Source organism: Mesorhizobium sp. ESP-6-2 (genome assembly GCF_020164675.1).
Taxonomy (GTDB): Bacteria; Pseudomonadota; Alphaproteobacteria; order Rhizobiales; family Rhizobiaceae; genus Mesorhizobium.
This window is the reverse complement of record NZ_JAIUGT010000001.1, coordinates 322415-348431: the sequence shown is the minus strand read 5'-3', so window position 1 is coordinate 348431 and position 26017 is coordinate 322415. Positions and strand designations below refer to the sequence as shown.

Here is a 26017-nt window from a genome sequence, read left to right as displayed (position 1 = left end):
AGTGCCATGGAATTCGTCACCACGCGCGAAGAGCTGCGGACGATCTACAAGACGCCGCGTCCGACGGATGGTTCGATCCGCAAGGAATTGAAGGCGCTGGACGGCCATTGCCGCTCCTTCATCGGCAAGAGCCCCTTCGTGCTGATCGGCTCCTCCGACGGCGAAGGCAATGCCGATGTGACGCCCAAAGGCGACAAGCCAGGCTTCGCCGCCGTGCTCGACGACAGGACCATCGCCATCCCCGACCGGCCCGGCAACAACCGGCTGGATACGCTGGAGAACATCCTGCTCAACCCGTCGGTCGGGCTGCTGTTCCTCATTCCCGGCATGAACGAGACGCTGCGCGTCAACGGCGACGCCCGCATCACCGTCGACGCAGGTTTGCGCGAACGGCTGGCCGTCGACGGCAAGGAGCCGCAGAGCGTCGTCGTGGTCGCCGTCAAGGCCGCCTACATGCATTGCGCCAAGGCCTTCATGCGCTCCGACCTTTGGAAGCCGGAGAGCTGGTACGATCGCGCGACCCTGCCGACGCTCGGCCAGATCCTGCGGGACCAGCTGGCGCTCGCCGATTCGGCCGAGGCGACCGACCGCTGGCTGGACGACGAATACAAGCAGACAATGTGGTAGCGTGCGCGGAAGATTCGTCCGAGCGTCGCCTTGCTGAACCTCCTTGCCATTTCCGGCAGCCTGCGGGCGGCCTCCACCAATTCGGCCCTGGTCGCGGCACTGGCGTGGAACGCGCCAGAGGGCTGCCGCGTCGCCATCCATGAAGGGCTCGGCCTGCTGCCGATCTTCAACCCCGACGACGAGGGTGAGCGGACGCCGTGCGAGGCGTCCAGGCTGATCGATGCCGTCACCGCCGCCGACGGCGTCATCATTTCATGCCCGGAATATGCGCATGGCGTGCCGGGCGGCCTGAAGAATGCGCTCGACTGGCTGGTATCGCGCGACGCCGCCGTCGACAAGCCGGCCATGCTCGTGCACGCCTCGCCGCGCTCCCTCTATGCCCGCGCGGCATTGGCCGAGATCATGCGGACGATGTCGTTTTCGCTTCATGACGGCGGGCTGGAAATTGGCCTTCTCGGCAAGAAACCTGCGGATGCGGAAAACATCCTCGCGGAGCCGGTAAATGTGCTGGCGATGCGCAACGCGGTTTCGGCCTTCGCCGATTTCATTCGCTCGCGGTGATCTTTGAGCGGCCACCAACACGCCGTCGTCATTCTAGGGCGAAGCAAGGAGCGCAGCGACGCGGCGCAGACCCTAGAATCCATGCCGTAACGTTTGCCAGAGAATGCAACGGTCCAGGACAGACAGCGTGACGTCGGAGATTACGCGGACCACGCTACCGACAGAATTTCACCATCGCAACGCTCGCATATCACGGCATGGATCCTAGGGTCTCCGCGACGTCGCTTCGCGCCTGCTTCGCCCTAGGATGACGACGGATAGATGCTTCGGCCGATCTCCAACGTCAGCCGTCGCCACTACTTCCTCAGCGTCTCGACATCGGTCTTGCCGACGTACCAGTCGCGGGCATTGACCTCCTCGAAGACCACCCAGACATCGTCATTGCCGAGCCCGGTGGCGTCCATGATGGCCGCCGTGACTTTCCTGGCAATGTCAGCCTTCTTGCCGGCCGGATCGGCGGCGATCACTTCCTTGACGATGCGGATGTTGACGAATGGCATGACGTCCTCCCCTTAATTCAGCTCAGTAGGTCTTGGCGCCGTTCACCATCAGCCGGACCATGTACAGCGAGGTGGTGCCGGCGATGTAGAGACAGTTCAGCTTGGCGCCGCCGAACACGCAATTGGCGGTCACCTCGGGCACCTTGACCTTGCCGATCAGCGTTCCGTCCGGATCGTAGCAATGGATGCCGTCGGCGGCGCTGGTCCAGATGCGCCCGGCATCATCGAGCCTGAAGCCGTCGAACAGACCCTCGGTGCAATCGGCGAAGACTTTTTCACCCGAGACCTTCTTGCCGCCCTCGCCGACATTGAATACCCGCATATGCGCCGGGTTCTGCGCGCCATGCGTGCGGCCGGTGTCGACGACATAGAGCTTGCTCTCGTCGAGCGAGAACGCAAGCCCGTTCGGTCTGACCATGTCGGTGATGACGGCCTCGACCTCGCCCGTGCCGGGATCGACCCGGTAGACATTGCAGGCGCCGATCTCGCTCTCGGCCTTGTCGCCCTCGTAATCGGTGTCGATGCCGTAGGTCGGATCGGTGAACCAGATCGAGCCGTCCGACTTGACCACCACGTCATTGGGCGAATTCAGCCGCTTGCCTTTCCACTTGGCGGCGATGGTGGTGACCGAACCGTCGAACTCGGTGCGGCTGACGCGGCGCCCCGAATGCTCGCAGGTCACCAGCCGGCCCTGCCGGTCGACGGTATTGCCGTTGGAATTGCCGCATGGCTGCCGAAACACGCTGACGCTGCCGTCGGTCTCGTCGTAACGCATCATGCGGTTGTTCGGTATGTCCGACCAGACGACATAGCGGCCGGCGGCGAACCAGGCCGGCCCTTCCGCCCATCGGCAGCCGGTGAAGAGCTTGTCCACTTGCGCATTGCCGTTGAACAGCCGCGCAAAACGCGGATCGAGAACTTCATAATACTCGGCGGCAGCCATTCCTTTTTCCTCCCAGTGACATTGGCAATCCAGCGCGATCAAGCCAGCAGCAGGCCGATATGGCAAGATCGGCGGCGATGACATTCCCGCAATTTGTAAGACAAAACGACAGGAACAGGCATTCCCATCACGGGAAGGGCAATGCGCCGGCGTCGGGGATGGCCTCAGGCGCCATTAACCGGCTATGCACACAGCGCAATGGTGCATTGCAACATCTCGTTTTTGCAATGCATCATTACTATGTCATGCTTCGTACTGATCAAGGGAGGAACAACAGCCGCGAAAATGCGGTGCAAAAGGGAACTCGCTATGATCCTCGACAGTCTCATGACCCGCGCTCGCGCCAGCATCGCCAAGCGCAAGCACTACAACCGCCTCGTCGCTGAAATCGACAGCTTCTCCAGCCGCGATCTGGCCGACATGCGCGCCGACCGCTCGGAAATGCTTTACCAGGTCCACAAGCAGATCTACGGCTGAGCCCACAACAAGCAGATCCCCGCGCTCCGAGACATTGCTGTTCCTCAACGGTGATGACGAGGGCGCGTGAAAATCGAAGCATTTGACGCGTCGGCGAGCGGCGAACGCTTGTCCTTCAATTGTCGACGCGCCCGAAAGCCGGCACCTCGCCGATGACGGTGCGCCGGTCCTTGCCGCAGGCGAAGGACCGTGCTTTCTCGTCGGCAAGCTTGCGCGCCTGATCGTTGGCGGCAGGATTTCCTGTAGCCAGCACCAGCGCGACCGTGCAGCCGTCGCGCGTATCAATCTGCGCGACCTTGGAGACGAGCAGCACGTCGGTGGGTTTCTTCTCGTCTTCCGGATTGCTGATGGAGCGGCGATGAATGACCGCGAACGGCACCGCCTTGTCGCCGTCGGTCTCGATGCGCCACTCGATCCTGGCGCATGAGGAATTGAAGCCGGAGAAACTTTCCCAGACCGATGTCATGTCGCCGCCGGGCGGGAAACCATAAAACAGCGATTCGCGCGCATCGTCATAGGCGATCAGCACCGGATATCCACGATAGCCCGAACAGGCGAGGTCGGCCCAGTCGCCATCGCCTTCCCCGGCCTGCGCATAGGTGACGCAGTCGTTCTTCCAGTCAAGATCGGTGTAGGCGCTCGATATCTCGCCAGCATGCGCTGGCTGGCAGACGCTGGCGAGAACGAGCGGAAGAACCAGGCTGCGCATCGCGGACATCTCCGTTGAAGGTCGCAGCAGCCTATCGCCAAACACTATTTCTTCAAGCTCGCCTCGATCAGCAGATCGGCGTTTATGGCCACCGACGCCGCCGGGCCACCGGCGCCGAACAACTGGCCGCTGATATAGGCGCCTTCGATCAGAAGCAGCAGACCGTCGCCCAGCGTGTCGGCGTCGGCGGCATTCATCGCGGCGGCCATGGCGCGCAGGCGGCGGCGCAGTTCCTGCTTGTTGTCCTCACTCACCACGCGCGCCGGATGGCCGCGCTCGGGATATTCTACGGCCGCATTGGTCATGCCGCAGCCGCGATAGTCAGGCTTCTGCGTGCGCTTGCCGACGCGGGTCAGGAAGGCTCGGATTTGCGCGCGCGGATCGCCGGGATTTGCGTCCACCGCCTCGTCGAAGCGTTCCCAGAATTCGAGGTCGTATTGGCGTAGATAAGAGGCGGCCAATTCGTCCTTGGAGGGAAAGCTGCGATAGAGGCTGGGCTTGGTGACCCCGGCGCGCCGCACGATCTCATCGACGCCGATTGCCCTGATACCACGCCGGTAGAACAGGTCGCGCGCCACGCCGAGTATCTTTTCCGCCGCCTTTGGCGGAGCCGACGCGTGAGCGCTGCTGATGGACGGTTCAATTTTATTGTCTGGTGGCATTCGCGGTCTCGGTTGACACTGTTACCGATCGGTACGTATACATGTTTTCATCCTGCAACGTACCGGTCAGTAACATGATAGCTCAATCCCGTCCATTTGGCCAGCGCTACGCTTTCGTCGTGGTCGCCGTCATCTTTCTCTGCCTGCTGATCGCGGCCGGCCTGCGCTCCGCGCCAGCCGTCATGATGCTGCCGCTGGAGGAAAGTTTCGGCTGGCGGCGCGACGTGGTGTCGCTGGCTGCCGCGGTCGGCATCTTCCTCTACGGCCTGACCGGACCGTTTGCCGCCGCGCTGATGGAGCGGATCGGGCTGCGGCGTACACTGCTTGCCGCGCTTGTCGTGATGTCGGCCTCCACCGCGCTCAGCCTGCTGATGACCAAGCCATGGCATCTGCTGATCACCTGGGGCGTGTTTTCCGGCGTCGGCTCCGGCGCGGTCGCCACCGTGCTCGGTGCCACCATCGTCAACCGCTGGTTCAAGACCAACCGCGGTCTCGTCATGGGCTTGATGTCGGCCTCCAGCGCCACCGGTCTGCTGGTCTTCCTGCCGCTGCTGGCCTCGCTGGCGCAGTCAGGCGGCTGGAAGCCGGTCGTCACCGCCATCTCCGTCGCAACGGCCTGTCTGGTGCCGCTGGTGCTGCTGCTGGTGCCGGAACGCCCGGCATCGATCGGCATGGTGCGCTATGGCGCGGAAGCCGACGACGTGCCGCCGGTACCGCCGGCGGCAAAAGGCAATTTCCTGACCCACACGCTGACCACGCTGCGCCGCGCCGCCGGCACGCGCGTCTTCTGGTACCTGTTCGCCACCTTCTTCGTCTGCGGTTTCACCACCAATGGGCTGGTCGGCACGCATCTCATCGCATTTTGCGGCGACATGGGCATCAACGAGGTGCAGGCGGCGGGCCTGTTGTCGATGATGGGCATTTTCGACCTGATCGGCACCACGCTGTCGGGCTGGCTCACCGACCGTTTCGATCCGCGCAAGCTGCTCGGCGTCTATTATGCGATCCGCGGCCTTTCGCTGATCTATCTGCCCTATTCCGGTTTTTCGGCGACCAGTCTGATCATCTTCGCCGTACTTTACGGTCTCGACTGGATCGCCACCGTGCCGCCGACGCTGCGGCTCGCCAATGAAGCGTTCGGCGACCGCAGCGGCCCGATCGTGTTCGGCTGGATCGTCGCCGGCCATCAGGTGGGCGCGGCAACCGCCGCCTTCTTCGGCGGCACCATGCGCGAACTGCAGGGCAATTACGAACTGGCCTTCCTGATCGCCGGCATGACCGCGATTGCCGCCGCGTGTATCTCGCTCCTGATCAACACCAGCCGGCCGGCGTTCGACCCGGAGCCGCAGGCGGCATAGTGCGCCTTCGAACGAGTGTGCCGTCGGTCAGATTGGCGATCTTTCGATAAGGTGAGATTGGCAGCTTCGCCAACGGCGCAGCCGATCAGTCGCGATAGCAGACCAACGGGACGTTGGGCCAAACCGCGCTATCGCAATTGGCGCTTTCCTGCCTTTGCTTGAAGGCCGCGCTGACCGGCCCCGTCACGACCGGATCGACGCCATCGGGCGCATCCGCAAAGACCTGTTCGGCGCTCGGGATATCGCTCGGCAGAGCGGGCCGCGCTTCCTTGAGCGTCGCCGCGGATTGAGCGGCGCCGGCAGCCACCAGCATGGCGAGAGCCGCAGTTGCGAGAATCGGCCGAAATTTGACGACTGCGTTGGTCATGATGTTCGAACTGCCCGGGCCCGCAAAAGGTTCCCGCCTTGGTTAACAAAACCATTTCACATGGCGATGCTTAAGATTTGATGATTATTTGGTGTCGCGCTTCCTCTTTCGCAAATGCGAAAAACCCTGTATGAGCCGCGCAACACGAAAGAGGCGGCGCCTTTTGGCCTGCTGCCTGCAACGCTCCCGAGACCAGATCATGAACCTCCGCAATATCGCGATCATCGCGCACGTCGACCATGGAAAGACCACCCTTGTCGACCAGCTTCTGAAACAATCCGGCGCCTTCCGCGACAATCAGCGCGTCGCCGAACGCGCCATGGATTCCAACGACCTCGAAAAGGAACGCGGCATCACCATCCTGGCCAAGGCGACCTCGGTCGACTGGAAGGGCACCCGCGTCAACATCGTCGACACCCCCGGCCACGCCGATTTCGGCGGCGAGGTGGAGCGCATCCTGTCGATGGTGGATTCGGCGATCGTGCTGGTCGACGCCGCCGAAGGCCCGATGCCGCAGACCAAGTTCGTCGTCGGCAAGGCGCTCAAGGTCGGCTTGAAGCCCATCGTCGTCATCAACAAGATCGACCGGCCGGACGCCCGCCATGTCGAGGTGGTCAACGAGGTATTCGACCTGTTTGCCGCGCTCGACGCCACCGACGAGCAGCTCGACTTCCCGATCCTCTACGGCTCGGGGCGCGACGGCTGGGTCTCGGAAAATCCGGAAGGTCCCAAGGACCAGGGCCTGTCGCCGCTGTTCGACCTCGTCCTCAAGCATGTGCCCGCGCCGACCGTGCATCCCGGCCCGTTCCGCATGATCGGCACCATCCTGGAAGCCAATCCGTTCCTCGGCCGCATCATCACCGGCCGCATCGAGAGCGGAACGCTGAAGGCCAACCAGGCGGTCAAGGTGCTGCATCATGACGGCACCCAGATCGAAACCGGCCGCATCTCCAAGATACTGGCCTTCCGCGGCCTCGAGCGCCAGCCGATCGAGGAAGCGCAGGCGGGCGACATCGTCGCCATTGCCGGCCTGTCCAAAGGTACCGTCGCCGACACGTTCTGCGATCCGAGCGTGAGCGAGCCGCTGCATGCGCAGCCGATCGATCCGCCGACCGTGACCATGTCTTTCCTCGTGAACGATTCGCCGCTGGCCGGCACCGAAGGCGACAAGGTGACCAGCCGCGTCATCCGCGACCGCCTGCTGCGCGAAGCCGAGGGCAATGTCGCGCTCAAGATCGAGGAATCGCCTGATAAGGATTCCTTCTTCGTGTCGGGCCGTGGCGAATTGCAGCTTGCCGTGCTGATCGAGACCATGCGCCGCGAGGGCTTTGAAATCGCCGTGTCGCGGCCGCGCGTGGTCATGCAGAAGGGCGAGAACGGCGAATTGCTGGAGCCGGTCGAGGAAGTCGTCATCGACGTCGACGAGGAGCATGCCGGCGTCGTCGTGCAGAAAATGTCCGAGCGCAAGGCCGAGATGGTCGAATTGCGCCCCTCCGGCGGCAACCGCCAGCGCCTCGTCTTCCATGCGCCGACGCGCGGCCTGATCGGCTACCAGTCGGAACTCTTGACCGACACGCGCGGCACCGCCGTGATGAACCGGCTGTTCCATGCCTATGAGCCCTATAAGGGCGAACTGCCCGGCCGCACCAATGGCGTGCTGATCTCCAACGAGCAGGGCGAGTCCGTCGCCTACGCCATGTGGAACCTGGAGGATCGTGGCCCGATGGTCATCGATCCGGGCGTCAAGGTCTATCAGGGCATGATCATCGGCATCCACTCCCGCGACAACGACCTGGAAGTGAACGTGCTGAAGGGCAAGAAGCTGACCAACATCCGCGCCGCCGGCAAGGACGAGGCGGTCAAGCTCACACCGCCGATCCGCATGACGCTGGAGCGCGCGCTGGCCTGGATCCAGGACGACGAGCTGGTCGAGGTGACGCCGAAGACCATCCGTCTGCGCAAGCTCTATCTTGACCCCAACGAGCGCAAGCGCTTCGAGAAATCATCCAAGGCCGTCGGCGCGGCGTAATTTTCTGTTTCTGATCGTATCCGGGAGGGGCGGAGCACCTGGTGCTTCGCCCCTCTGCCGTTCATCCCCTGGCCGCAGATATGATGGCCTGCCGGTCGGGTTCGCCGGCCAGATCGACGCGGACCGTTGTACCGTCGCGGGCCGGCTTGCGCAAAGCCTTGGCCCCGTCGCGATCGACAACCAACAGGCGTTTCTCCTCCAGGGCTTGGAGCCGCGACCGTGAGATGCCGAGTTCGTTGGCGAGCAAACGATCGAGTCGCAGCGATATCGGCATTTCGAGCCCGAGCCGGAGCTCCAGCACGCTTGCAGCTTCGCTTGTCCCGCCAAGCGCCGTCTTGTGCACGGCGATGTCGGGAAACTCCTCGACACGTCCCACCTGGCCGCGCAGTGCGATCACATCGAAGGCGTGGTGCCGGGCAAGTGCTGCATCGTTGCTCTCCAGCGCCCGCAGCAGCGCCGGCTCGATGTCGTGGCGGTTGCGGCGCTCGAAAATGCCGAAATTCCAGGAATTATCGCAGTCGATACAACGATAGATCAGCCAGGCGTCAATGCGCTTGCCGTTGGCGTTGACGCGGAACTTTCCGCTGCTGCGATAGGCTTTGATGCCGCCGCAGCGATTGCAAGTGGTGAGGGGACGTGGTGCGATTTGAGGCGCGATCGTCCAGCGGATGCGCAGAATAGAAGACATGCCGATAAGCCCTTCCCGTCGGGAAGTTCATCAGGTCGGCGATGTCGAGATGCCCAGGCGGGCACGGCGTGGCGGTAGGCTGCGGTTCTTGGGATCAGGCGTCGCGGCGCGCGCGGCAGCGGTTCAGCAGTGCCAAACCGGTCTCGAACCGCCGCCCAGAGGAACACATGAAATGGAAAAAGGCACCGTTGTGGCGGCGCCATGCGTTGTGTCGGGGGAGTTGACGAGACCGGCGGTTACGTAGGCAAAGTGAAGCTCGAAATTGTTTCGCGGCGATCTATCTAGCCGCGTGATGCCGGGCCGGCAAGCATGTTGATGCTACCGAAGCTCGATCGCTTGCGCTAATGTCTGGCATTGCTAATGTCTGGCATTGAAGGTTTTCAAGCCGAGATCCTCGCCATGCACCTCACCTCGCTCCTGATCTTCGCCGCCGCGCTCTTCGTGGCCGCCGGTTCGCCGGGTCCTTCGATCGCGGCACTCGTCGCCCGCGTCATCGCCAAAGGATTTCGCGACGTGTTCCCGTTCCTGCTCGCCATGTGGATCGGCGAGGGCATATGGCTGTCGCTTGCGGTGTTCGGGCTGGCCGTGGTGGCGCAGACTTTCCATTTCGCTTTCGTCATCGTCAAATGGGTCGGCGTCGCCTATCTCGCTTATCTGGCCTGGAAGATGTGGACCGCGCCTGTTGAAGCGAAAGAAGGCGAGATGCCACGGGAGGATTCGCCCGGCAAGCTGTTCTTCGCCGGCATGGCCGTGACGCTCGGCAACCCCAAGATCATGATGTTCTACCTGGCCTTGCTGCCGACCATCATCGACCTTGCTTCGGTGACGGTGGTTGGCTGGATCGAGCTGACGGCGACCATGGCGGTGGTGCTTGTGGTGATCGACCTTGCCTGGGTGCTGGCCGCCGCCCAGGCGCGCAAGCTCCTGAAGAGCAAGCGCGCCATGAGAATTGCCAACCGCGTCAGCGCCACCACCATGGCCGGTGCAGCCGCGGCGATCGCGGCGCGCTCGTAACCGTCACATCATTTCGACGATCGGAGCGATCTCGACGCTGAAGGCCGGGTTCATGAGGATCGGGCAATCCCTGGCCTTGGCGACGGCATCGTCCATGTCCCTGGCTTCCACGATCGTGTAGCCGGCGGTCGGGTTGCTGCCGCCATTGTTCTCGACCTTGCCATCGGGCAGCACCGTCTTCGACATGCCGACCGGATTGCCGCCGTCGACCACGGCCGAGCCGAGCTTGCCGTACCAGCCGTTCCAGGCATCCATCGCCGCTTTGCGTTCGGCCTCCTCGGTCGGCATCTTGCCGGAGCCGTGATAGACATAGAGAAATTTCGCCATGTTCTCCTCCCTTGTCGGCGGCATCGAACCGGCAGGCGGTCATGCCGCCCGGCGATCATCGGACCAAACCGGCAAACAGGCAATGAGAATGAGAGATAGCTAATGTATGGCAAGGTCAGGCCCTGCTCATCACCTTGCCATGGCGTGGTACTCGGAGTTCGGGCGCATATCGATTGCCGCCGCCACCCGGTTCGACATGTTGAAGAAGGCGGCCGTGGAGGCGATGTCCCAGATGTCGCGGTCGGTGAAGCCGGCCATACGCAGGGCCGCTCGGTCGGCTTCGACGATCTTGGCCGGCTCCTCTGTCAGCTTGACCGCGAATTCCAGCATCGCGGTCTGCTTCGGTGAAAGGTCGGCGGCGCGGAAATTCATCACCATCATCTCGCCGAGCGAAGGGTCGCCCGACAGCTGCCGCACGGCGGCGCCATGCGCCGTCAGGCAGTAGTAGCAATGGTTGATGGAGGAGACAGCGACCGCGATCATCTCGCGCTCCAGCTTCGACAGGCCTGAATCGCCCAGCATCAGATCGTTGTACATGTCGGTGAAGGCACGCAGCTTCTTGTCGTCGAAGGCGTAGGCGCGCAACACGTTGGGGACCAGGCCGAGCTTCTCCTCGCATTTGGCGAAATAGGTCCTGGTCGCATCGCTCAGCTCAGCAGCGGCGAGATCGAGCGCGGTGATCTTGTCGGTCATGGGCATTCCTCCTCGTTTGTCGCCGGCTGCCGCCGAATTGCGATAATTCTTGGCACGCCGTCAAACCTTTGTCGCCAAATAGCGGTCATCTGCTACAGATGTCCGCAAAAGCATACGACGGGAGGAAAGAAGCGTCATGGCCAGCGTGAAATCGGCGAGCAGGTCGAAGAAGAAAGCCACGGCGATGCCGAAGACGCAGGAAAGGCCAGCCAGGCTCGCCGACTACCTGCTCGCCCGCGCGCCGGCGGAAGACATTGCCGCCTATGAGGTGGCCGACCTCGAACGCGCCGCGGATCTCGCCGGCCGCGCGGTCGCCGGTCACAAGAAGGGCGCGTGCGCCGTCGCCGTCGACACCGATTCCGGCGTCGTTCGCGAGGGCCGACCCGTCACGATCGTCACCGTCGTCAACGACAATATGCCTTTCCTGTTCGATTCCATACTCGGCGAGATCACCGAGAGTGCCGGCGAGCCGACCCTGGTGACCCACCCCGTCATCACCGTCCGCCATGGCAAGGACGGCGTCGAGGAAATTCTCGGCGACGGCAATTTCGCCAGGGACGACGGCAGCCACGACCGGCTGAGCGTCATCCATGTCCATATTCCCCGGCTGACCCCGGAGCAGGCGAACGGCTTGGCCGAGCGGCTGCGCAAGATACTCGGCCAGGTCCATTCGGCCGTCAGCGACTGGAAGCCGATGCTGGCCCGCCTCGACCAGGCGATCTCGGAATTCCGCTATTCGGCGGTGCCGCTGGACAAGAGGAGCGTGGCCGAGGCGATCGCCTTCCTGGAGTGGCTGCGCGACGACAATTTCACTTTCCTCGGCATGCGCGAATTCACATATATCGGCGGCGAGGAAAGCGGCACGCTGGAGCGTGCCGACAAGCCTGGCCTGGGCATATTATCCGATCTGGACGTGCTGGTGCTGCGGCGCGGTACCGAAGCGGTGACGACAACGCCGGAGATCCGAGCCTTCCTGCATGGGCCGGAGCCGCTGATCGTCACCAAGGCCAATGCCAAATCTTCCGTACACCGGCGCATCTATCTCGATTATATCGGCATCAAGACCTACACCGCCAAGGGCGCGCTGGCGGGCGAACTGCGCATTGTCGGCCTGTTCACATCGACCGCCTACACGCGCTCGGTGATGAAGATCCCCTATCTCAGGTCGAAGGCCGAAACCGTCATCGCCAAATCCGGTTTCGACCGGCACGACCACTCCGGCAAGGCGCTGATCAACGTGCTGGAGAGCTATCCGCGCGACGAGCTGTTCCAGGTGCCGGTGCCGATCCTGAGGAGGCATGCCGCGGCCATTCTGGGCCTCGTCGAGAGGCCGCGCGTGCGGGCACTGGTGCGCGCCGACCAGTTCGACCGCTTCGTCTCCATCCTCGTCTTCGTGCCGCGCGACCGTTACGACAGCGTCGTGCGCGAGAAGGTCGGCACCTACCTCAAGACGGTGTTCGAAGGCCGGCTGTCGGCCTACTACCCGGCCTTCCCGGAAGGCGGGCTGGCGCGCGTGCATTTCATCATCGGCCGCTCCGGCGGCAAGACGCCGAAGGTCGAACAGGCAACAATCGAGGCGGCGATCCGCGACATCGTGCGAACCTGGGAGGACGCCCTCTCCGAGGCGGCGGAAACCAGCGGCAGCGATCCGGCGCTGAAGAGGATCGCGGCACGATTTCCGGAAAGCTACCGGGACTCCTTCAGCGCCGGTGTGGCGCTGGTCGATGCCGGGCGTATCGCCAAGATCAGCGCCAGCAATCCGATCGCCATCGATTACTATCGCCATGCCGAGCAGAAGCCGCACCAGGCGGCATTGAAAATCTATCACCATGGCAGCCCGGTGGCGCTGTCGCGGCGCGTGCCGGTGCTGGAAAACATCGGCTTCCGCGTCATCAGCGAGCGCACCTTCGAGGTCGGCGACGACAAGGCCGGGACTAGCGGCCAGCCCGGCATGATCAATAGGGATCAGCCCGGCACCGTGTTCATCCACGACATGGAGCTGGAGAACAGCTACGGAAAGCCGATCGACCTCAGCAATGGCGGCGCGCTGTTCGAGGACGCATTCCTGTCGGTGTGGCGCGGCGACGTCGACAATGACGGCTACAACGGCCTTGCCCAGACCGCAGGCCTGTGGTCGGGCGAAATCACCATCCTGCGCGCCTATGGCCGCTATTTGCAGCAGGCCGGAATTCCGCAGAGCCAGGATTTCATCGCCGCGGCCCTCAACCGCTATCCCGAGATCGCACGCGGCCTGCACGCGCTGTTCATCGCCCGGCTCGGGCCGACGGCCGAGACGGAAGGCGTGGTGGCGGCAAAGCATCTCAAGGCCAAGATCAGGGACGCACTGGAAGACGTTCCCAACATCGATGACGACGCCATCATCCGCCGCTACCTCAATCTCATCGAAGCCTCGCTGCGCACCAATCATTTCGTTGCCGATACGAAAGCCAAGGGCCAGTCGCTGGCGATCAAACTCGATTCGCGTTCGGTCGACGGATTGCCCGAGCCGCGACCGTGGCGGGAAATCTTCGTCTATGGCTCGGAGGTCGAGGGCGTGCATCTGCGCTTCGGTCCGGTGGCGCGCGGCGGCCTGCGCTGGTCGGACCGCGCCCAGGATTACCGCACCGAGGTGCTCGGCCTGGTCAAGGCACAGCAGGTCAAGAACGCGGTCATCGTGCCGGTCGGCGCCAAGGGCGGTTTCTATCCGAAGAAGCTGCCGATGAGCGCCGGCCGCGACGCCATCTTCGAAGCCGGCACCTCGGCCTACAAGAACTTCGTCTCCAGCCTTTTGTCGATCACCGACAATATCGGCCTCGACGGCGTCATCCCGCCGGCCGGCGTTGTCAGGCGCGACCAGGACGACCCCTATTTCGTCGTTGCCGCCGACAAGGGCACGGCAACTTTCTCCGACACCGCCAACGCCATCAGCGAAAGCCATGGCTTCTGGCTTGACGATGCCTTCGCCAGCGGCGGTTCGGCCGGCTATGACCACAAGAAGATGGGCATCACCGCCAAGGGCGCGTGGGAGGCGGTCAAGCGACATTTCCGCGAGATGAACCGCGACATCCAGACCACGCCCTTCTCCGTCGTCGGGGTGGGCGACATGTCGGGCGACGTGTTCGGCAACGGCATGCTGTTGTCGCCGAAGACAAGGCTGATAGCCGCCTTCGACCACCGCGACATCTTCATCGATCCCGATCCCGACATGGCGGCATCAATGGCCGAGCGCCAGCGCATGTTCGCTCTTCCCCGTTCGAGCTGGCAGGACTACGACAAGAGCAAGCTGTCCGAGGGCGGCGTCATCGTGTCGCGCGGCCAGAAATCGATCACCTTGCCGGCCGCTGCTGCTGCTGCGATCGGCCTCAACAAGACGACCGCCACGCCGGTCGAGATCATGAGCGCCATCCTCAAGGCGCCCGTCGACCTCTTGTGGTTCGGCGGCATCGGCACGTATTTGCGGGCCTCGACCGAGACCAATGCCGAGGTCGGCGATCGCGCCAACGACGCCGTCCGCATCACCGCGCTCGACGTGCGCGCCAAGGTGATCGGCGAGGGCGCCAATCTCGGCGTGACGCAGCGCGCGCGCATCGAATTCGGCATGAATGGCGGCCGTTGCAACTCCGACGCCATCGACAATTCGGGCGGGGTCAACTGTTCCGACGTCGAGGTCAATATCAAGATCGCGCTGGCGTCCGCCATGCGCAAAGGGTCGCTGACCCGCCCGGCGCGCGACAGGCTTCTCGCCGAGATGACCGGCGAGGTCGGCGAGCTGGTCCTGTCCAACAACTACCAGCAGACGCTGGCGCTCTCCATTGCCCGCAAGCGCGGCCTCGCCGACATCGCTCACCAGGCCCGCTTCATGTCGGCGCTGGAAGCACGCGGCCTGCTCGACCGCACGGTCGAGACGCTGCCCTCGCCGGCGGCCCTTGCCGAACGCGAGGCGCGCGGCGAGCCGCTGACCAGGGCCGAGCTCGGCGTGCTGCTCGCCTATGCCAAGATCGTGCTGTTTTCCGACATCGTCGCAAGCGACGTGCCTGACGAGCCACATTTCGACCGCGACCTGATGGGTTATTTCCCCGACCGGATGGCGAAGAAATATGCCGCCGAGATCCACGGCCATCGCCTGCGCCGCGAGATCATCGCCCGCGTCGTGGCCAATGAGCTGGTCAACCGGGGCGGTCCATCCTTCGTCAACCGGTTGCGGGAAGCGACGGGGCGCACCGCCGCCGACGTGGTGCGCACCTTCGCCGTGGTGCGCGACGGCTTTGCCTTGCCGGCGCTCTACCGCGAGATCGACGCGCTCGACAATCAGATCGACGGCCAGATGCAGCTCGATCTCTACCAGGCGGTCAGCCGGCTGATCTACGTGACCAGCGGCTGGTACTTGAAGAACGACGCCGGCACGGCGCCGCTTGCCCAGCGCATCGCCGAATTGCAGGAGGCGCGCAAGGCGCTGGAGCCGAAACTCGTTTCGCTGCTCCCCGATTATTCGCGCGAACGGATCGACGAGAAGCGGCATGGACTGTTCAAGGCCGGAGCGCCGGACAGGCTGGCAGCGCAGCTGGCGCTGGCCGATGTGGCGGAGCTGATCCCCGACATCGCGCTGACGGCGCGAACGGCAGGCGCCGACATCGTCGCCGCGGCGAAGGCCTTCTTCGCGGTCAGCGACGCCTTCCGTATCCCGCGCGTCGAGGAGGCGGCCCGCTCCATCACACCGGCGGACTATTACGACCAGCTCGCCCTGTCGCGCGCCACCGACACGATCGGGACCGCGCGGCGCGGCATCGCGGTGGCGGCACTCGTGAACCACGCCGGGGCAGCCGACCCGGTGGCGGCGTGGCTGGAGGCCGGCGGGGAGAGGATCGGCCGCACCCGCGAACGGCTGCAGGCGCTGACCGAGGGCGGCGACATCACCGTGTCGCGGCTGTCGGTGGCATCGGGCCTGATGAGCGATCTGACAGGGATGTGAGTCATAGCTTGGTAGGTCGGCGCCGCCCCTCATCCGCCTGCCGGCACCTTCTCCCCGTATAGGACGGGGAGAAGGGAGCTTGCCGTATCGCCGGCACCCTTCTACGGAGTTGGCCGTTGGCGAAAGTCGCGAATGAGAGTCTTTCTGCCCGTTCTGTACGGGGAGAAATGCCCGGCAGGGCATGAGGGGCTGGGCGGCGCTTGTTCGTTTGCATGACCAGCGGAAAACATGCAGACATGGGGTGAACCGCCCAACGAAACGAAGGCGACCGGAGGGGACATGGCCGAAGTAGCAGTGCAGCGGGCGTCCGGGCGCGGCATCTGGGGGTGGATGTTGTTCGACTGGGCTGCGCAGCCCTTCTTCACGGTCGTCACCACCTTCATCTTCGGCCCCTATTTCGTTTCGCGCATGGCCAGCGATCCGACCACCGGCCAGGCCGTCTGGGGCTACGGCATCGCCGCGGCCGGACTGGTCATCGCCGTGCTGTCGCCAATCCTCGGCTCGATCGCCGACCAGACCGGGCCGCGCAAGCCGTGGATCGCCTTCTTCGCCGCGGTCAAGATCGCCAGCCTGGTCCTGCTCTGGCTCGCCGCGCCCGGCTCGAACCTGTTCCTGATCGTGGCATTGTTCTCGCTGGCCTCGGTGGCGGCTGAATTCTCCACCGTCTTCAATGATTCCATGATGCCGCGCCTGGTGCCGAAGAGCGAGATCGGCCGCATCTCCAACATGGCCTGGGGGCTTGGCTATCTCGGCGGCATGATCGCGCTGATCTTCGTCGTGCTGTTCCTGGCCGGATCGCAGGAGACCGGCAAGACCATCATCGGCCTCGACCCGTTGTTCGGACTGGACCCGAAGCTCGGCGAGGATGCTCGCGCCACCGGGCCGCTATCGGCCGGCTGGTATTTCCTGTTCATCCTGCCGATGTTTCTCTTCACTCCCGATGCCATCAAAGGCATCCCGATCAGGCCTGCGGTGCGCGAAGGCCTGTCGGAGCTGAAGTCGACCTTGGCCGAGGTGCGCAGGCGCGGCGGCATCTTCCGCTTCCTCGTCGCCCGCATGATCTATCAGGACGGCGTCAATGCGCTGCTGGCGCTCGGCGGCACGTTCGCGGCCGGCATGTTCCACTGGTCAATCACCGAGATCGGCATGTTCGGCATCATCCTCAACGTCGTCGCCATCTTCGGCTGCTGGATCGCCGCGCGGCTCGACACCGCGCTCGGCTCCAAGGCGGTGGTGATGATCACGCTGGTCATGCTTTCCGTGGCCACCATCGGCGTGGTCTCGACCGGCCCCGGCTTCACGCTGCTCGGGCTTATCCAGCTCTCGACCACCGATTCCGGGGGCCTGTTCGGCACCGCTGCGGAAAAGGCCTACATCCTCTACGGATTGCTGATCGGGCTCGCCTTCGGGCCGGTGCAGGCGTCATCGCGGTCCTACATGGCGCGCAGCGTCACGGCGTCGGAATCCGGCCGCTATTTCGGCATCTATGCGCTGGCCGGGCGCGCGACCAGTTTCCTGGCGCCGTTCCTGGTGGCGACCATCACGGCGGTGAGCGATTCGGCGCGGCTCGGCATGGCGGTTATCATCCTGTTCCTGGCCATAGGCATGGCGATCCTGATCAGGACGCCGTATCCGGCGGACCGGGCGGCGGAGTAGCGCTCTTCCTTCTCCCGCAAGGGGAGAAGGGAAGAAGTGCTCAATGCCTGAAGTGTCTCACGCCGGTGAACACCATCGCGATACCGTGTTCATCCGCAGCGGCGATGACGTCGTCGTCGCGCATCGAGCCGCCGGGCTGGATGACGGCGGTGGCGCCGGCCTCGATGGCCGACAGCAGGCCGTCGGCGAAGGGGAAGAAGGCATCGGAGGCGACGACAGAGCCTTTGGTCAGCGGCTCTGCCCGGCCTGCCGCTTCCGCGGCGTCGAGTGCCTTGCGGGCAGCGATGCGCGAGGAATCGACGCGGCTCATCTGGCCGGCGCCGATGCCTACCGTGGCGCCGTCCTTTGCGTAGACGATGGCGTTCGACTTGACGTGCTTGGCGACGCGGAAGGCGAATTTCAGGTCGGCCAGTTCGGCCGGCGTCGGCGCCCGTTTCGTCACCACCTTGAGTTCGAGGTCGTCGACGACGGCATTGTCCCTGCCCTGCACCAGCAGGCCGCCGGCAACGGATTTGACGGTTGTGCCGATCGCGCGCGGATCCGGCAGGCCGCCGGCGACCAGCAGGCGCAGGTTCTTCTTCGCGGCTACGATCGCTGCCGCTTCGTCGGTGGCGCCTGGCGCGATAATGACTTCGGTGAAGGTCTTCACGATCTCTTCGGCCGCCTCGGCGTCGAGGACGCGATTGACAGCGACAATGCCGCCATAGGCCGAGACCGGATCGCAGGCCAGCGCCCTGGCGTAGGCGGCTTTCAGCGTCGAACCCTCGGCGACGCCGCACGGGTTGGCATGCTTGATGATGGCGACGGCGGCCGAGCGCGCCGGGTCGAACTCGCCGGCCAGCTCGAAGGCGGCGTCGGTATCGTTGATGTTGTTGTAGGAAAGCTGCTTGCCCTGAAGCTGGCGCGCGGTGGCCACGCCCGGCCGCTTGTCGCCATTGACGTAGAAGCCGGCGCCCTGGTGCGGGTTCTCGCCATAGCGCATCACAGTCTCCAGCCTGCCGCCGAAGGCGCGCCAGGTCGGGTGCTCGATCTCCAGCGCCTCGGCGAACCAGCCCGAGATTGCGGCGTCATAGCTGGCGGTGCGGGCAAAAGCCTTGGCCGCGAGCTTCTTGCGGAAATCCAGCGAAAGCGAGCCGATATTCATCTCCAGCGCATTGAGCACGGAGGCATAGTCGCCGGGATCGGTGACTATGGCGACATAGGCGTGGTTCTTGGCCGAGGCGCGGATCATCGCCGGGCCGCCAATGTCGATGTTCTCGACGATCGCCGCGTAGTCGGCGCCGGAGCGGCGGACTTCCTCGAACGGATAGAGATTGGAGACGACCAGGTCGATCGGCTCGATGCCATATTTGTGCATCGCCGCGGCGTGCTCGGGATCGTCGCGCACGCCGAGCAGGGCGCCATGTACCGACGGATGCAGGGTCTTGACGCGGCCATCCATGATCTCGGGAAAGCCGGTGAGCTCGGAAACGTCGCGAACCGCCAGGCCCGCATCGGCGATCGCTTTTGCCGTGCCGCCGGTCGACACCAGCTCGACGCCGGAAGCGGCGAGCGCCCTGGCGAGATCGATGAGGCCGGTCTTGTCGAAGACGGAGAGCAGCGCGCGACGCACGGGAACGAGGTCGGGAGCGGGAATGTTCTTGGCGGCGACGGCCATGGGCGTGCTTTCACGGCTGGAGGGGCAGGCCCGCGCCGTATCATATGAGATCAGGAAATCAAGGCGCAAGCTCGGTCAGCGCAGGCGCGGTCAGTCGTTTTCGGGATACCCGGCGATAGAGGTGCGGGTGAGCTGCCAATGGATTTCGGCGATGTCGGACGGCTTGAAGGCAAGCACGATCTGCCGGCTGCGGCGCGGGCCGCCGAGACCGGCGAAGTAGATCGATTCCTCGACCTCCGGCACCATCTCGGTGCAGGTGAACACCCAGCTGTCGGCCTGCTCGGCGGTCAGCACCAGGCGGTCATGCTCGTCCTGCAAAAGGTTGATGTCGGGATGGACGTGGAAGCGCACGGTGACGAAATCGCGGCCATTGTTGCGGATCGCCGCACCTCCAGGACGCAGGAAGCGGTCCCTGCCGGTCAGCACATTGCCGTTCGAGGACAGTTTCAGCTCGCGCTCGTGGAGGAAACCGAAGCGCTGGATATAGCCGTCATGGCGGGCGATGAAGCCTTGAACGCCCTTCTGGTCGATACGCTTGCACTGCACATGCTGCGGGCCGCCGATCAAAGGTGACCCCAGAAGATCGTTGATGCGCAGCGAATGGCTGAACCGCGCCGACGAGGTGTCGTTGATGGTGGCGGTCGAGTGCGCGGCAGTGGCGCGGGCCAAGGGCCGGAATTCGGCGGCGCCATAGGTGTCGATGCCGGCATTGACGATGTAATGCTGGCGGCCCGACGACAGCTCGAACGCAAGGCAGCTGGCATGGGCGGCATTGGAGACGTGGACGGGCGGCGGCAGGCCGGTGTCGGCGATGACGGTGACGCCACCCATGGACAGCCGCTCATAGCCCGAATGCGGTGCATGCAGCAGCGGCGAGCCGGCGGTGTCGTCGTGGCGCAGGATGCTGGCGATGCGGTCATGGATGGTGGCGCCCATGCCGTTGAAGCGGGCGAGGCTGCCGTCCTGGTGGCGAAAGAAGCGCAGCGCCGGCAGCATCCTGTCGATGGCGCCGATCAGGGCCTGTGGCGGCGCTTCCGCCTGGTTGGCGTAGGTCTGCCGCAGCGGCAAAAGGTCGGCGAGGATTTCCAGCACCGCCATCGGGTTGCGCGAGATGTGGCCGCCATCGGGAAGGATCTGGCGGTCGAGTTCCTCGGCGAGGTTGCGGGTGGCGCCGCGCAGCGCCGATGCGGGCGCCGGCAGCGACAGGGCGGCGAAGGCGAGGGCGATGCGGGCGCGCAGCCTGTCCTTGCCGTCAGGCATTTCGCGCGCCATCGACCTGAGGTAGCGGATCTGGACGGCCAGCGATTTCAGGAAGGCGCGGTAGAACGGGAATTCAGCGCCTTGCAACACGATAGAGGAATGCTGCAGCCAGGCGATGATGCGCTTGGCGGCCGTGCCGGGCTCCCAGGCGATGCCGGAAATGTTGTTTCCATGCGTGGCGATCCAGTCGGACACCAGCGCACGCGCATTGGCGGCGGCAAGCTCCGTGCCGGCGGCGCGCATGTGTCGCAGCCAGCGAAAGCCATGCAGCGTCTTCTGCCAGCCGTAATTGGGAACGCTGATCTGGAAGGGCGACTTGCCGCCGGTCTCGACCATATGTCCCGACAAGGGATAACGGCCATAGTAGATCTCGAGCGCGATCTGGGGATCGGCCAGCCGCAGGTCCGGCGGCGCGATCAGGACCCGTTCGGGGGTGCGGCCGGAATAGCGCCAGCGATAGACCGGTCCGGCACGCAGGCGCCGGCGCGTTTTGCGCCAAAACTCCTTCGCGACAAGCGCCCACAGACGCGTCGTGTTGCCGGCAGCAAGTGCCAAAACCCCTCCTGATCGTCCTCTATCCCAACGGCAAGCTTATCTGATTCAACGATTCATGCGAAGGCGAATTCCCGCGAGCGGTGACGCTCCGCCTGGCTTGGCCGCGGATGCTCCCCAAAAAAGTCAGCAACTTCCTAGGCTTAACCCCCAGAGCGGTTCAGCGCCCGATGGGCATCCATACTCCGCTCCAGATCCTTGTTCCACGCAATTCCGGGCGGAGAATCGTCACGCAGCTTTCATGGACCTGCCTTAGCCGGCGCGGCGCATGCGCGCGGCGAAAAAACCGTCGAGACCGGAACGTTGCGGCGAGCCGAGATCGAGGTCGGCTGGTGTGGTGCGCAGCGTCCCTTCCTGCGTCAGGAAGGGATCGATGCCCGCGATCTCTCCGGCGCGAAGCGGGTCGGCAACGACGCCAGGCGTGGCGGCGAGGAAGGCACGGTAAAGCTCCTCGCCTTCGAGCGGGTCGAGCGAACAGTTCGAAAAGACGATCTTGCCGCCCGGCTTGACCAGGGTGACGGCGCGCGCGAGCAGCCGGCGCTGGAGATCGGCGAGCTTCTCGACATCAGCCATCGTCTTGGTCCATGGCACGTCGGGATGCCGCCGCACCGTGCCGGTCGAGGAGCAGGGCGCGTCGAGGAGGACGGCGTCGAACAGCTCGCCCGGCTCGTACTGGAGAAGGTCGGCCTGCACGATATCCGCCGACAGGTGGAGACGTTCGAGATTCTGCGCCAGCCGCGCCAGCCGGTTCTTCGAGGTGTCGACCGCGGTGACGCGTGCGCCGGCCACGATCAATTGGGCGGTCTTGCCGCCGGGCGCGGCGCAGAGATCGGCGACGCGAAGCCCGCCGACATCACCGAGCAGCCGGGCAGGCAGGCCGGCTGCGGCATCCTGGACCCACCAGGCGCCTTCGGCGAAGCCGGGCAGTTCGGTGACCGGGCCGGCAAGCTTCTCCACCCGAATCGTGCCGGTCGGCAGGACAATACCGCCGAGCCTTTCGGCCCAGTGCTCCGGATCGGCCTTGACCGAGAAGTCGACCGGGGCCTCCTGGCGGTGGGCGGCGAGTATCCGTCTGGCCTCGTCCACGCCATAGGCGGCCTTCAGACGGTCGGAAAACCATTTCGGCGCTTCGTCGGTGGTAGCAAGGGCCTCTGGAAGTTCAGATTCCTTGACCCGCGCGAGCGTGCGCAGCACACCGTTGACCAGGCCGGCAAAGCGCAATGTGCGCGGATCGGACTTGGCATGGGTGACGGCGAGGTCGACCGCGGCGCTGTCGGGAATGTCGAGGAACAGGATCTGCGCGGCCGCCACATGCAAAATATGCGACAGCGCAGTGGCATTGGCCGGCAGCGGTTTCTCCAGACGCCGCGCCAGCAGCCCGGCAATGGTCATGCGGTAGCGCAGCGCGGTGACCAGAATGGCGCGCACGAGACCGCGATCGCGCAGGTCTAGCGCCTTGTATTGCGGATGGCCGTTCTCATGGTCGGTCAGGCCATCCAGAGGCGTCCTGGCATCGACGACGGCGGCCAGCAGCCGCGCAGCCGCCTTGCGGGCGGCAAGGCCGGCAACGAACTCGCCGTCCTTGTTGTGTTCCTGACCACCTGTGCGTCGAGGTGCTCTGCCCGCCACGCTCACGACCACGGGCCCTTGGGCCCGGTCGGATTGCGACCCCACGGATTGGATTTGGGCTCTGCCGGCGGTTCCGGCGCGGCCGGCTTGCCCCACGGTCCTGCCGATTGCGGCTCGTCGGCCTGCGGCGGCACTGGCGCCTGGCGCTGCGGGGACCGCGATGCGCCCCCGCCCATGCGCTGCGCCATCGCTTGCAGCGCGGCGATGCGATTCTCGGTGCTCGGGTGGGTGGAGAACAGACTGTCCATGCGCTCGCCGTGCAGCGGGTTGATGATGAAGAGATGAGCCATCGCCGGGTTACGCTCGGCATCCGGGTTGGGTATGCGTTCGGCGCCCCGGGCGATCTTGTCAAGCGCCGAGGCCAGCCAGAGCGGGTGTCCACAGATTTCGGCGCCGCGCCGGTCGGCCTCGTATTCGCGGGTGCGGCTGACCGCCATCTGCACGATCATCGCGGCAAAGGGCGCCACGATCATCGCCGCCAGCACGCCGACAAAGCCGAACGGGCTGTTGTTGTCGCGGTTGCCGCCGAGGAAGAAGGCGAAATTGCCAAGCATCGAGATGGCACCGGCGAAGGTCGCGACAATCGTCATCGTCAAGGTGTCGCGGTGCTGGACGTGGGCGAGCTCGTGCGCCATCACCGCGGCCACTTCCTCATGCGTCAGCCGTTGCAAAAGGCCGGTGGAAGCGGCGACCGCCGCGTTCTGCGGGTTGCGGCCGGTGGCGAAGGCGTTGGGCTGCGGATTGTCGATCAGGTATGTCCTAGGCATCGGCAGGCCTGCCTGCTTGGCCAGTGCCTGCACGATGGCGTAATATTCGGGCGCGTTCTTCTCGTCGACCTCGACGGCGCGGTTCATCGACAGCACCATCTTGTCGGCGTTCCAGTAGCTGAACAGATTGGTGGCGGCGGCGATCAGGAAGGCGATCATCATGCCGCCCGTGCCGCCGATCAGGAAGCCGACGCCCATGAACAGCGCGGTCATCGTGGCAAGAAGCATGGCGGTGCGAAGTGTGTTCATCGTCTGCTCCCGTCCAAGTCGTGATGTAAGGGGGTCGATCCTCGTGGGCTCATCGCTATATGATGGGAAACGCCGGTACCCGTTTCAATCGGCCTGTTTCAATCCGCCGGAATATCGCATGAACAACGAGACCAGTAAAACGCCTGCCACGGATGACGACGCGCGGCTGAAGACGCTGACGCCCGCCGCCCGCCGCGCGCTTGAAGAGGCCGCGGCGCGGCGCGAGAACTACCGCCGCAAAGAAGCGGCGGTGCCGAAGGAAATCGGCGGCCGCGGCGGCAAGGAGCCCGGCCGCTACGGCGACTGGGAGGTCAAGGGCCTGACCAGCGATTTCTAAGATATGCTGAGATTCAGGTGAGGCCGGCCTGCAAGCGTTGGTTTCCTGCGCTTCCGGTGCTCACGTACTTTAGTACGCTCCGCTCCGCTTCTCGGAAACCATCGCTTTCGACTCGGCCTGACCTGAATCTCAACACACTTCGAGAGGGCGTTGCATTACAATCTTTAGGCGGCGCTGAGTTGCGGCTCGAGCGCGATCCAGCCGCGCTCGTCGACGGTGACGCCGATGGCGTCGTAGCCAGCGATCGCGGCATGCTGCGTCGCCAGGGGATGCCGGTGCGTAGCGTTTATGACCATGACCGCTGCGCCCGCCGCCTCGGCCGCCGTGATGCCCGCCGGGGCATCCTCGAACACGAGGCAATCGCGCGCATCGACGCCGAGCCGCGTCGCGCCGAGCTGAAAGCAGTCGGGCGCCGGCTTGCCGCGCGAAACATCTTCCGCCGCGATCAGCACGGCCGGGACGGGGATGCCGGCAGCCCTCATGCGCAAGAGCGCCAGTTCCCGCGGCGCCGAGGTTACGATCGCCCAGCGCTCCGGCGGGAGCGCGTTGAGAAACGCGGCGGCGCTGGCGATCTGAACAATGCCCTCCAGATCGGCGGCTTCGGCCTTGAGCAAGAGGTCGGCCTCATGCGCCGGATCGACGCCGGGGAGCGCCAGACCCGCGATCGTCTCGATCGCCCGCACGCCATGGATCGTCGGCAGGAAGGCGGCGACGTCGAGCCCTTGCCGCCGCGCCCAGTCGCTCCACACCCGTTCGGCCGAGGCAATGGAATTGATGAGCGTGCCGTCCATATCGAAGAGGAAGGCGGCGAATTTTCTGCCTGCGTACATGATTTTCCTTGATTTCGGGGAGGGTCTTTCGAGGGAGCGCCGATAGTAACGTCCCGGCACCGGCATTGGAAGCCGCGCGGCCTCCTTTTCGGCCATTTCCCCTTTTCGGCCAGTCCCCTTTTCGGCAAGTCCCTTTTCCGCAAGTCAGGGAACCGCGATCCGCCTCCGGCGTTTCAACTTCGCTGCTTTTCCACGACCATCGAAGGGGGACGCGATGCTGATTCGGCTCGGCTACGAAATGGCCATTGAATGCGCTGGAGCCACGCCGGTGATTTCGCTGCTCGAGATTCACAGGGACAGGCAGGCCGACATCAAGCGGCAGACGCGCATGCTGACGTCGCCCGCGGTTTCGACCAGGCTCTACAGCGATCTGCATGGCAATTCGTGCCGCCGCTTTACCGCACCCGCCGGCACTTTTCGCATCCTCTACGATGCCGTGGTCGAGGACAGCGGCGAGACGGACGAGGTCAACACGCTGGCACGCGAGGTGCCGGTGGCCGAGCTGCCCGACGAGGTGCTGTTTTATCTGCTGGGCAGCCGCTATTGCGAGACCGATCACCTGAGCCAGCTCGCCTGGGAGCTTTTCGGCCGTTTGCCGTCCGGCTGGGCGAGGGTGCAGGCGATCGTCGATTACGTCCACAACCGCCTGTCCTTCGGCTATGGCTATGCCCGCTCGACCCGCACCGCGGCGCAGGCCCATGAGGAGCAGGTCGGCGTCTGCCGAGACTTCGCCCATCTGGCGATCACGCTCTGCCGCTGCATGAACATTCCGGCACGCTATGTGAATGGCTATCTCGGCGACATCGGCGTGCCGGCCGATCCGGCGCCGATGGATTTCTCGGCCTGGATGGAAGTGTTTCTCGACGGCAAGTGGTACACGTTCGACCCCCGCCACAATGTTCCGAGGATCGGCCGCATCGTCATCGCGCGCGGACGCGATGCCACCGACGTGCCGTTGCTGCACAGTTTCGGCCCGCACCGGCTCAGCCTGTTCAAAGTGTGGACCTACGAACAGGAGAACAATCTGTTCAACCCGCCCTACCACGCCATCGACAGGACGGTCACCGCGCAGATGCTGGCCTGATCCAGGTTTCCATGCATCCATACTGCCTCGCATTGGCACAGGTGCCGCTGTGCCGTGGCGGGACACGGCGCG

23 protein-coding genes are annotated in these 26017 nt (G+C 64.6%); 10 read left to right on the top strand and 13 right to left on the bottom strand.

The window, feature by feature from the left end:
• The first annotated feature begins 6 nt into the window (after positions 1-6).
• Together LB532_RS01715 and LB532_RS01710 are read left to right on the top strand one after the other, a co-directional pair.
• Positions 7-627 carry a pyridoxamine 5'-phosphate oxidase family protein gene (locus LB532_RS01715; RefSeq protein WP_140641089.1) on the top strand — a complete coding sequence of 207 codons (621 nt, stop codon included), beginning with the start codon at positions 7-9 and terminating at the stop codon, positions 625-627.
• A 30-nt stretch (positions 628-657) separates the two neighbouring features.
• Complete coding sequence (locus LB532_RS01710; protein ID WP_140641091.1) at positions 658-1188, top strand: NADPH-dependent FMN reductase; 531 nt, start codon at positions 658-660, stop codon at positions 1186-1188.
• Positions 1189-1484: 296 nt separating this feature from the next.
• On the opposite strand, the gene LB532_RS01705 is transcribed toward LB532_RS01710, so the two are convergent.
• Both LB532_RS01705 and LB532_RS01700 read right to left on the bottom strand, forming a co-directional pair.
• On the bottom strand, positions 1485-1688 hold the full coding sequence (locus LB532_RS01705) for a tautomerase family protein (protein ID WP_140641093.1): 204 nt from the start codon (positions 1686-1688) through the stop codon (positions 1485-1487).
• Between the two features lie 22 nt (positions 1689-1710).
• Positions 1711-2631 carry an SMP-30/gluconolactonase/LRE family protein gene (locus LB532_RS01700; RefSeq protein WP_140641095.1) on the bottom strand — a complete coding sequence of 307 codons (921 nt, stop codon included), beginning with the start codon at positions 2629-2631 and terminating at the stop codon, positions 1711-1713.
• Positions 2632-2940: 309 nt separating this feature from the next.
• Between LB532_RS01700 and LB532_RS01695 the strand changes: the two genes are divergently transcribed.
• Entirely contained in the window at positions 2941-3108 is a 168-nt protein-coding gene (locus tag LB532_RS01695) for a hypothetical protein (RefSeq protein ID WP_140641097.1), read from the top strand.
• Between the two features lie 115 nt (positions 3109-3223).
• On the opposite strand, the gene LB532_RS01690 is transcribed toward LB532_RS01695, so the two are convergent.
• Both LB532_RS01690 and LB532_RS01685 read right to left on the bottom strand, forming a co-directional pair.
• On the bottom strand, positions 3224-3817 hold the full coding sequence (locus LB532_RS01690; RefSeq protein WP_140641099.1) for a hypothetical protein: 594 nt from the start codon (positions 3815-3817) through the stop codon (positions 3224-3226).
• Positions 3818-3861: 44 nt separating this feature from the next.
• On the bottom strand, positions 3862-4479 hold the full coding sequence (locus LB532_RS01685) for a TetR/AcrR family transcriptional regulator (protein ID WP_140641101.1): 618 nt from the start codon (positions 4477-4479) through the stop codon (positions 3862-3864).
• A 74-nt stretch (positions 4480-4553) separates the two neighbouring features.
• On the opposite strand from LB532_RS01685, the gene LB532_RS01680 reads away from it, so the two are divergent.
• Positions 4554-5837, top strand: a complete 1284-nt coding sequence (locus LB532_RS01680) for an MFS transporter (RefSeq protein WP_181169416.1) — start codon at positions 4554-4556, stop codon at positions 5835-5837.
• A gap of 85 nt (positions 5838-5922) precedes the next feature.
• On the opposite strand, the gene LB532_RS01675 is transcribed toward LB532_RS01680, so the two are convergent.
• Entirely contained in the window at positions 5923-6204 is a 282-nt protein-coding gene (locus LB532_RS01675) for a hypothetical protein (protein ID WP_181169417.1), read from the bottom strand.
• Positions 6205-6403: 199 nt separating this feature from the next.
• On the opposite strand from LB532_RS01675, the gene typA reads away from it, so the two are divergent.
• Entirely contained in the window at positions 6404-8233 is a 1830-nt protein-coding gene (typA, locus tag LB532_RS01670) for a translational GTPase TypA (protein ID WP_140550747.1), read from the top strand.
• A 61-nt stretch (positions 8234-8294) separates the two neighbouring features.
• On the opposite strand, the gene LB532_RS01665 is transcribed toward typA, so the two are convergent.
• The gene (locus LB532_RS01665) at positions 8295-8921 is read right to left on the bottom strand and encodes a DUF1062 domain-containing protein (RefSeq protein WP_140641105.1); all 627 of its coding nucleotides are present in this window, start codon (positions 8919-8921) and stop codon (positions 8295-8297) included.
• Positions 8922-9320: 399 nt separating this feature from the next.
• Here LB532_RS01665 and LB532_RS01660 point away from each other — a divergent pair, with 399 nt between their 5' ends.
• Positions 9321-9935 (top strand): LysE family translocator, encoded by a 615-nt coding sequence (locus tag LB532_RS01660; RefSeq protein WP_140628809.1) that lies wholly within the window; start codon positions 9321-9323, stop codon positions 9933-9935.
• Positions 9936-9938: 3 nt separating this feature from the next.
• Here the strand turns inward: LB532_RS01660 and LB532_RS01655 are convergent, their stop codons facing one another.
• Together LB532_RS01655 and LB532_RS01650 are read right to left on the bottom strand one after the other, a co-directional pair.
• Positions 9939-10262 (bottom strand): YciI family protein, encoded by a 324-nt coding sequence (locus LB532_RS01655; protein ID WP_140641107.1) that lies wholly within the window; start codon positions 10260-10262, stop codon positions 9939-9941.
• A gap of 129 nt (positions 10263-10391) precedes the next feature.
• Positions 10392-10955: a peroxidase-related enzyme gene (locus LB532_RS01650; protein ID WP_140641109.1), complete on the bottom strand. Its 564-nt coding sequence runs from the start codon at positions 10953-10955 to the stop codon at positions 10392-10394.
• 136 nt (positions 10956-11091) lie between these two features.
• On the opposite strand from LB532_RS01650, the gene LB532_RS01645 reads away from it, so the two are divergent.
• Together LB532_RS01645 and LB532_RS01640 are read left to right on the top strand one after the other, a co-directional pair.
• Complete coding sequence (locus tag LB532_RS01645) at positions 11092-15924, top strand: NAD-glutamate dehydrogenase (protein WP_140641111.1); 4833 nt, start codon at positions 11092-11094, stop codon at positions 15922-15924.
• A 279-nt stretch (positions 15925-16203) separates the two neighbouring features.
• Positions 16204-17580, top strand: a complete 1377-nt coding sequence (locus LB532_RS01640; protein WP_140641113.1) for an MFS transporter — start codon at positions 16204-16206, stop codon at positions 17578-17580.
• 40 nt (positions 17581-17620) lie between these two features.
• Here LB532_RS01640 and purH read toward each other — a convergent pair whose 3' ends face one another.
• The 4 genes from purH to htpX all read right to left on the bottom strand — a co-directional run bounded on the left by purH (position 17621) and on the right by htpX (position 23694).
• Positions 17621-19237 (bottom strand): bifunctional phosphoribosylaminoimidazolecarboxamide formyltransferase/IMP cyclohydrolase, encoded by a 1617-nt coding sequence (gene purH / locus LB532_RS01635; protein ID WP_140641116.1) that lies wholly within the window; start codon positions 19235-19237, stop codon positions 17621-17623.
• A gap of 90 nt (positions 19238-19327) precedes the next feature.
• A complete protein-coding gene (locus LB532_RS01630; protein ID WP_140641118.1) occupies positions 19328-21052 on the bottom strand; it encodes a heparinase II/III family protein in 1725 nt (574 codons plus the stop codon).
• A gap of 249 nt (positions 21053-21301) precedes the next feature.
• Complete coding sequence (locus LB532_RS01625; RefSeq protein ID WP_181169418.1) at positions 21302-22684, bottom strand: RsmB/NOP family class I SAM-dependent RNA methyltransferase; 1383 nt, start codon at positions 22682-22684, stop codon at positions 21302-21304.
• Positions 22681-23694 carry a zinc metalloprotease HtpX gene (gene htpX / locus LB532_RS01620; RefSeq protein ID WP_140641122.1) on the bottom strand — a complete coding sequence of 338 codons (1014 nt, stop codon included), beginning with the start codon at positions 23692-23694 and terminating at the stop codon, positions 22681-22683. The genes LB532_RS01625 and htpX overlap by 4 nt, the downstream gene beginning before the upstream one ends.
• Before the next feature lie 118 nt (positions 23695-23812).
• Here htpX and LB532_RS01615 point away from each other — a divergent pair, with 118 nt between their 5' ends.
• A complete protein-coding gene (locus LB532_RS01615) occupies positions 23813-24031 on the top strand; it encodes a DUF1674 domain-containing protein (RefSeq protein WP_140641124.1) in 219 nt (72 codons plus the stop codon).
• 164 nt (positions 24032-24195) lie between these two features.
• Here LB532_RS01615 and LB532_RS01610 read toward each other — a convergent pair whose 3' ends face one another.
• On the bottom strand, positions 24196-24861 hold the full coding sequence (locus tag LB532_RS01610) for an HAD-IA family hydrolase (protein ID WP_140641126.1): 666 nt from the start codon (positions 24859-24861) through the stop codon (positions 24196-24198).
• Between the two features lie 214 nt (positions 24862-25075).
• Here LB532_RS01610 and LB532_RS01605 point away from each other — a divergent pair, with 214 nt between their 5' ends.
• Positions 25076-25945, top strand: a complete 870-nt coding sequence (locus tag LB532_RS01605; protein WP_140641128.1) for a transglutaminase-like domain-containing protein — start codon at positions 25076-25078, stop codon at positions 25943-25945.
• The last annotated feature ends 72 nt before the right edge of the window (positions 25946-26017 follow it).